Annotated in this window: 7 protein-coding genes and 1 pseudogene; 5 read left to right on the top strand and 3 right to left on the bottom strand. The window is 62.6% G+C overall.

Annotation, left to right across the window (positions count from 1 at the left end; translation table 11 throughout):
- Nucleotides 1-280, bottom strand: a pseudogene (locus VMA74_RS09735) (hypothetical protein); the annotation flags it as partial.
- Complete coding sequence (gene pxpB, locus VMA74_RS09730; RefSeq protein WP_325366496.1) at nt 277-1,161, bottom strand: 5-oxoprolinase subunit PxpB; 885 nt, start codon at nt 1,159-1,161, stop codon at nt 277-279. The pseudogene VMA74_RS09735 and the gene pxpB, both read right to left, overlap by 4 nt.
- A gap of 32 nt (nt 1,162-1,193) precedes the next feature.
- Between pxpB and parE the strand changes: the two genes are divergently transcribed.
- The 3 genes from parE (at nt 1,194) to VMA74_RS09715 (ending at nt 4,534) form a co-directional block, all read left to right on the top strand.
- Nucleotides 1,194-3,083, top strand: coding sequence for a DNA topoisomerase IV subunit B (gene parE, locus VMA74_RS09725; RefSeq protein WP_325366494.1), 1,890 nt, complete (start codon nt 1,194-1,196; stop codon nt 3,081-3,083).
- Nucleotides 3,084-3,211: 128 nt separating this feature from the next.
- Nucleotides 3,212-3,964, top strand: coding sequence for a hypothetical protein (locus tag VMA74_RS09720; protein ID WP_325366492.1), 753 nt, complete (start codon nt 3,212-3,214; stop codon nt 3,962-3,964).
- Nucleotides 3,965-4,012: 48 nt separating this feature from the next.
- A complete protein-coding gene (locus VMA74_RS09715) occupies nt 4,013-4,534 on the top strand; it encodes a 3-hydroxyanthranilate 3,4-dioxygenase (protein ID WP_325366490.1) in 522 nt (173 codons plus the stop codon).
- Here VMA74_RS09715 and VMA74_RS09710 read toward each other — a convergent pair.
- On the bottom strand, nt 4,506-5,075 hold the full coding sequence (locus VMA74_RS09710; protein WP_325366488.1) for an NUDIX hydrolase: 570 nt from the start codon (nt 5,073-5,075) through the stop codon (nt 4,506-4,508). The two genes, VMA74_RS09715 and VMA74_RS09710, sit on opposite strands and share 29 nt — an antisense overlap.
- A 142-nt stretch (nt 5,076-5,217) precedes the next feature.
- Here VMA74_RS09710 and VMA74_RS09705 point away from each other — a divergent pair, with 142 nt between their 5' ends.
- Nucleotides 5,218-6,195, top strand: a complete 978-nt coding sequence (locus VMA74_RS09705; RefSeq protein ID WP_325366486.1) for a transporter — start codon at nt 5,218-5,220, stop codon at nt 6,193-6,195.
- 200 nt (nt 6,196-6,395) lie between these two features.
- Nucleotides 6,396-6,743: amino acid permease (locus tag VMA74_RS09700; RefSeq protein WP_325366484.1), on the top strand; the 348-nt coding region annotated here is incomplete at its 3' end.

Here is a 6,743-nt window from a genome sequence, read left to right as displayed (position 1 = left end):
AACAACTCGTCCACGGCGGCAAGGGCTGGCCGTTCGCGCGCGCTTCAATGATCGCGCCGGTCACCGCAACCACAGCATCCTGCTGGAAACGCAGCGTAGGGCCGGCCAGCGTGATCTCCAGCGCCGCCTCGCCATGGCGGTTGCCGACCAGGGCATTGGCCAGCCGCCATGACGGCTCGTCCATCGCACCCGCCCGGCCGACGCCGAGTGCGGCATAGCCGCGGCGCCCCGCATCTTGCAGGCTGCTCAGCACACCGGGTTTGATGACCTCGATGTTCATGCGTCTGCGGCAAGCCGTCGATACTCGCCCTCGTCAATCGCCCGAAAGCGGACGCCATCGCCCGGCTGGAGGAGCGACGGCGAATCTGCCGTCACATCGAACAATCGCAACGGCGTACGGCCGATCAGCTGCCACCCGCCAGGAAGCGCCTGCGGATAGATGCCGGTCTGCTGCCCGCCGATGGCCACACTCCCGGCCGGCACGCGCCTGCGCGGACTGCCCCGCCGTGGCATGGCCAGCGCAGGGTCGAGACCGAGCAGATAAGGAAACCCGGGGGCGAATCCCAGCATGGCCACGCGGTACGGCACGCCGGTATGACGTGCGACGACCTCTTCCGGCGAAAACTGCGCATGTGCGGCGACATCGGGCAGATCTTCGCCCATATCGCCGCCGTAGCAGACTGGAATAACAACTTCACGCAACGCCGGCTCCAGCGCACTTGCCTGATGCACGGCCGCATCGATCGCATCGCGCAGGCGTCGCCCGGAAAAGCGTCCATCTTCATCCAGCCACTCCATCGGATCGAAGCGCAACAGCAGGCTGGCATAGGCTGACACGCATTCCACGCCCGCCATGCTTGCTTGCAGCCTCACAGCCGCCGCGTGGACGCGAGCGTTCACCGCAACATCAATGGTTGCACCGAAACGCAAGAGCCATGCATCTTCGGCCAGCGCTTCGGCCTGGATCTGCGGCTCGGCTTGCGGCATGCGTTCAATCCCTTCAGTTTGGGTGGATGACTTTAAGGCAACACTCGCCTCGCCGTCGTCGCCGGCTTCAGCGCCGCTTCCGGCCGATCTTCCCTCGCCGTGCGCACGCAGCCCCAATGCTATGCTTGCGTACTCTTCAAGCTTTGTCTTGACCTGCCTGGCTTCACCACCCATCCTCCGCGCTCACCTCCGCATCCAGCATCCGCATGAGCAGTCGCTACAACGCCGCCGACATCGAAGTCCTCTCCGGTCTTGACCCGGTCAAACGCCGGCCGGGCATGTATACCGACACCACCCGCCCAAACCACCTGGCGCAGGAGGTGGTCGACAACTCGGTCGACGAGGCGCTCGCCGGCCACGCCAAATCGATCGAAGTGATCGTGCATACCGACGGCTCGGTGGAAGTGAGCGACGACGGCCGTGGCATGCCGGTGGACATCCACCCGGAAGAAGGCATTCCCGGCGTCGAGCTGATCCTCACGCGCCTGCATGCGGGCGGCAAGTTCTCCGGCAAGAACTACAACTTCTCCGGCGGCCTGCACGGTGTGGGCGTGTCGGTGGTGAATGCACTGTCGAACAAGGTGGAAGTGACCATCCGCCGCGACGGCAACGAATACCGCATGACGTTCGCCAACGGCGACCGCGCCAGCCCGCTGGAAACCATCGGCACGGTGCCGAAGAAGAAAACCGGCACCACCGTGCGTTTCTGGGCGGACCCGAAATACTTCGACTCACCGAAGATCTCGCTCTCCAAGCTCAAGCATCTGCTGCGCGCCAAGGCGGTACTGTGCGCCGGCCTCAATGTGAAGCTCACCGACGAAGCCAGCGGCGAGGTCAGCGAGTGGTATTACGAGGACGGCCTGCGCGACTACCTGCGCGGCGAACTCGATGGCGCCGAATGCCTGCCGGCCGAGTTGTTCGTGCATCACGTGGCGCGCGAGACCGAAGGTCTCGATGTCGCCTTGGCCTGGCTGCCGGAAGGCGAGCTGGTGCAGGAAAGCTACGTGAACCTGATTCCCACCGTGCAGGGCGGCACCCACGTCAACGGCCTGCGCAGCGGACTCACCAATGCAGTGCGCGAATTTTGCGATATCCGCAACCTGCTGCCGCGCGGCGTGAAACTGGCGCCGGAAGATGTGTGGGAGCGGCTGGCCTTCGTGCTCTCGGCAAAACTGCAGGATCCACAGTTTGCCGGCCAGACCAAGGAGCGCCTTTCCTCGCGCAATGCTGCCGCGCTGGTGGAAAGCGTGGTGCATGACGCCTTCAGTCTCTGGCTGAACCAGCACGTCGATCTCGGCGAGCGCATCGCGCAACTGGCGATCGAGCGTGCCAGCGCACGCTTGAAGGCGGCCAAGCAAGTGGTGCGCAAGAAGATCACCCAAGGCCCTGCCCTGCCGGGCAAGCTGGCCGATTGCACCGCCACCGACCTCACCCGCACCGAGCTGTTCCTGGTGGAAGGCGATTCGGCCGGCGGCAGTGCCAAGCAAGCGCGCGACAAGGACTTCCAGGCGATCCTGCCGCTGCGCGGCAAGATCCTCAACACCTGGGAAGTGGAATCCACCTCGGTGCTCGCTTCGGAAGAAGTGCACAACCTGGCGGTGGCGATCGGCTGCGATCCGGGCAAGGATGATCTTTCCGGCCTGCGCTACGGCAAAGTGGTGATCCTGGCCGACGCCGACTCCGATGGCCTGCATATCGCCACCCTGCTTAGCGCGCTGTTCCTGCGCCACTTCCCGGCCCTGGTGCGCGAAGGCCACGTGTTCGTGGCGATGCCGCCGCTGTTCCGCGTCGACGTCGGCAAGCAGGTGTTCTATTGCCTGGACGAAAACGAAAAGCAGGCCATGCTGCAGAAAGTCGAGCGCGAGAAGATGAAGGGCCAGGTCACCGTCACCCGCTTCAAGGGCCTGGGCGAAATGAATCCCGCGCAGCTGCGCGAATCCACCATCCACCCCGACACCCGCCGCCTGGTGCAGCTGACCGTGGAAGATAACGACGGCACCGCCAAGCTGATGGATATGCTGCTGGCGAAGAAGCGCGCATCGGATCGCAAAAGCTGGCTGGAAGAGAAAGGCGACCTGGCTACACTGGAAGTCTGAATCCCGCCGCGGCGTTCGCCTGCACGAACGCGTGGCATCCGCCCAATAGGGGTGCTAGCAAAGCTCGAACACAATGCGCCGCCATAAGCGGCGCATTTTTTATGCGCACATGGACAGGCGCATTTGGCATGAAGAAGTACTTGAGAGGGTGGCTGGCGCTGCTCGTTCTGGCTGGCGCGGGCTGCAAGCCTACGCCGCCCGTCAATGGCCACATCGTGCCCGAAGCAAAACTCACCAAAGGGCAACTCGTCCAGTCCGATCCCAATCGCATGGCCAACCTCGAGCTACGCAACAATCTCGATGCGCTGTATCTGCTGATGGACAAGCTCTACAAGCGCAACCCTTCGGAATGGAAAAAAGGCGGCGCGCCCAGCCGCGAAGAAGCCGAAGCGCGGGTCCGCAACGCCATCGACCAGCACACCCCGCTGGCTGGTCTGGACGCGCGCGACACCAAAGCCATGCAGCTGGCGTTCGATCCGCATTTCAAGGGCGACCGCATCGCCACGCTGATCTACGGCCTGGGCGACATGCTGATTACCGCGCACGGCGGCAAACGCGTGCTGTACCTGATCGACGGGCTCGACGCGCAACGCGTCTACAACGCCGCCCGCAACGTGGAAATTGCCATGTGGCTGCTGTCGCAGCGCAAGGACAACGCCGGCCATCCGCTGCTGCTTTCCAATGCACTATCCGAAGAGGGACAAAACCTCAGCTTCGAACGTCTATTCGGCGGCATCATCGGGCGCACCGACCTGGTGGCGGAATTCACCGCCGAAAAGTACCGCCGCGCGGTGATCGACTATGGGCAAAGCTTTTTCGGCGGGCAGTTCCTGCAATTCCTGCCGGTGAGCGAGGTCGCCGGCGCGGCGTCTTCCCTCTAGTGTCGCATCGGCGCTATGGTGACGCCCGGTTTCCACCGGATCGGGCTTATGTCGTTGCTACCTCCCTTCGACCTCAAGCGCTGGATCGACGAGCACCGCCACTTGCTCAAGCCGCCCGTCGGCAACAAGTGCATCGTCGATGGCGATTTCATCGTGATGATCGTCGGCGGCCCGAACGCCCGCACCGACTATCACTACGACGAAGGCCCCGAGTTCTTCTACCAGATCGAAGGCGAGATGGTGCTCAAGGTCCAGGACGACGGCGTCGCCCGCGATAGTCCCATCCGCGCCGGTGAAATTTTCTACCTGCCGCCACGCGTACCGCATTCACCGCAGCGCGTGCCCGACTCGATCGGCATGGTGATCGAGCGCCGCCGGCTTGCGCATGAGAAAGATGGCTTACTGTGGTTCTGCGAGCGCTGCAATCACAAGCTGTATGAGGAATATTTCACCCTGCAAAGCATCGAGACGGATTTTCCGCCGGTGTTCGATCGCTTTTATGCCTCCCGCGAAGCGCGCACCTGCAAGGCGTGCGGCCATCTCAATCCCGCACCGGCGCGTTACGGCTAAGGGAAGCAGGTCGCGCCAGCCACTTGAGCGCCATGCGGCGCAGCGACTCGTCCGTGTCATGCTTTTCGGCCAGGTCGCGTATCGCCACCCAGGCAAGCTCCAGCGATTCATCGCTGATGCTGAAAGCTTCGCTCTCTCCTGCGCGCACCACATAGCGCACGTCATAGTGCCAATGTCCCGGTTCGTGCTTGCGCTCCGGTATCCAGTGCCGGTCGACGTCGAAAATGGCCGGTTCGACGGTCAGCCCATGCAAGCCTGATTCTTCTTCCGCCTCGCGCAAGGCCACCGCGGCCAGGTCGCTATCGCCATCGGCATGTCCGCCCAACTGCAACCAGCGCTGCAGCTTGCGGTGATGCGTCAGTAGCACGCGTTCGCCATCGCCGCTCACCAGCCAGGCCGAACCCGTGAAATGGCCTGAGGCATGCTCGCGATCGAACGGGCGCTCTGCCTGTTGCAAAAATGCCAGACACGCGGCGGCGTGTGGATCGCCAGGAAACGCTTCCGCATAGCGGTTCAAGGTCTGCTGCAAGCTCACGCACATCCTCCTAAATGAACCCATGGCTTCACGGGGCAGATTTTAAAAGTAATTCAATAGATCGGCTGCAAAGCCTTCTTTAGTTTCGATCGTGTGTCGGTGCCCGCCTACTGCGCCTTCCTATTCCTTCACACGAGCGAGACTTCCGATGAAACGACCCGGCCTGAAACGCACGACTTTTGCCCTGCTGTTCGCTTCCGCTGGCTGGTGCGCACACGCCAGCGCCGCGGACTCGGATATCAACTTCACCGGACCGCTGCTGACGCCCAGCCCCAACGTCGCCCCCAAAGGCACCTGGCTCATCGAACCCTACCTTATGTATTACAAGAGTGCGGATGCCTACAACGACCAAGGGGATACCCGGCCCAAGTCGAACAGCGTCCGCCAATGGCAAACCCTGGTACCGATCTTCTACAGCGTCACCGACCGTTTCATGCTGACCGCGTCCGTCGGTGCGGCGCACGCCATGTCCGGTGGCATGCACACCGATGGCTGGGGCGCCACCGACACCTCCATCGGCGGCCAATATCAGTTGCTCGCACACAACGAAGAACGCACCAGCCCGGCGCTGTCCGTGCGTTACACGCACCGGTTCCCCACCGGGGCTTACGACGAACTCAACGAAAACCCGCTCAATGCCACCGGCAACGGTGCGCATGTCGACAGCTTCTCGCTGCTGGCACAGCAATACGTCTGGTTGCCCAACGGTCGGCCCCTGCGCTTCCGTGCGTCGATGTCCTACTCGTTGCCGCCCAGCCGCGTCGATGTAAAAGGCGCCAGTGCTTACGGTACGCCGCAGGATTTTCGCGGCGGCATTCGACTGGGCAACGCGTTCGGCATTTCCACCGCCGTGGAATACAGCATCGATTCCAAGTGGGCGCTTGCCCTGGACCTGGCCTACAACCGCACATCCGCTTCGCAACTGACTGGCGTGCAGGGCAAAGGCGAAAACACCTCTACGTTTGCGCGGCGCGATCCAGCGCAGCACGTCTATAGCCTGGCGCCCGCCGTGGAGTACAACTTCAATGATCGTTTCGGTCTGATTGCCGGCGTGCAATTCAGCTTTGCGGGTCGCAACAACGATGCGTTCGTCACCCCTATGGCGGCCTTCAACATGGTGTTCTGAAGGACCGCGGTGGCAGAAAACGCAAGTGCCATCCGGCGTCGGACAAGCGATGTCGGACTGTTTCAAATCCCGTGATTTCAACTGCAATGCAGCTTGTACCACGGCCCTCCGCTGGGCTATGGTTCGTCGATGCCTCGGACCCTTGAGCTGATTCTTAGGTGTCAATGAAGCGAGGCGCACGTTCTCACGGGGTCCACTCAATGCTATTCAAACGCGTCAAGCCACTCGACCAGATTCTCGCCACGGCGGAAAAGAAAGGGCTCACCCGACAGCTCGGCGCATTCCAGCTCACCATGCTTGGCATGGGTGCGATCATCGGTACCGGTATCTTCGTGCTTACGGCCGAAGCCGGTCAGAAAGCCGGCCCCGGCATGATGATCTCGTTCGTGATCGCCGCCGTCGTCTGCGCGCTGGCTGCGCTGGCTTATGCAGAGCTCGCGTCGATGGTTCCGGTAGCCGGTTCCGCTTACACCTATACGTACGGCGTGCTGGGTGAAGGCTTGGCGTGGATCGTCGGATGGGCGCTGATTCTCGAATACACGATCGCC

Origin of the sequence: Dyella sp. (assembly GCF_035508675.1) — a bacterium.
Lineage (GTDB): Bacteria > Pseudomonadota > Gammaproteobacteria > Xanthomonadales > Rhodanobacteraceae > Dyella_B.
Note: the sequence above shows the minus strand (reverse complement) of the source record. Positions and strands in the feature narration are given on the sequence as shown.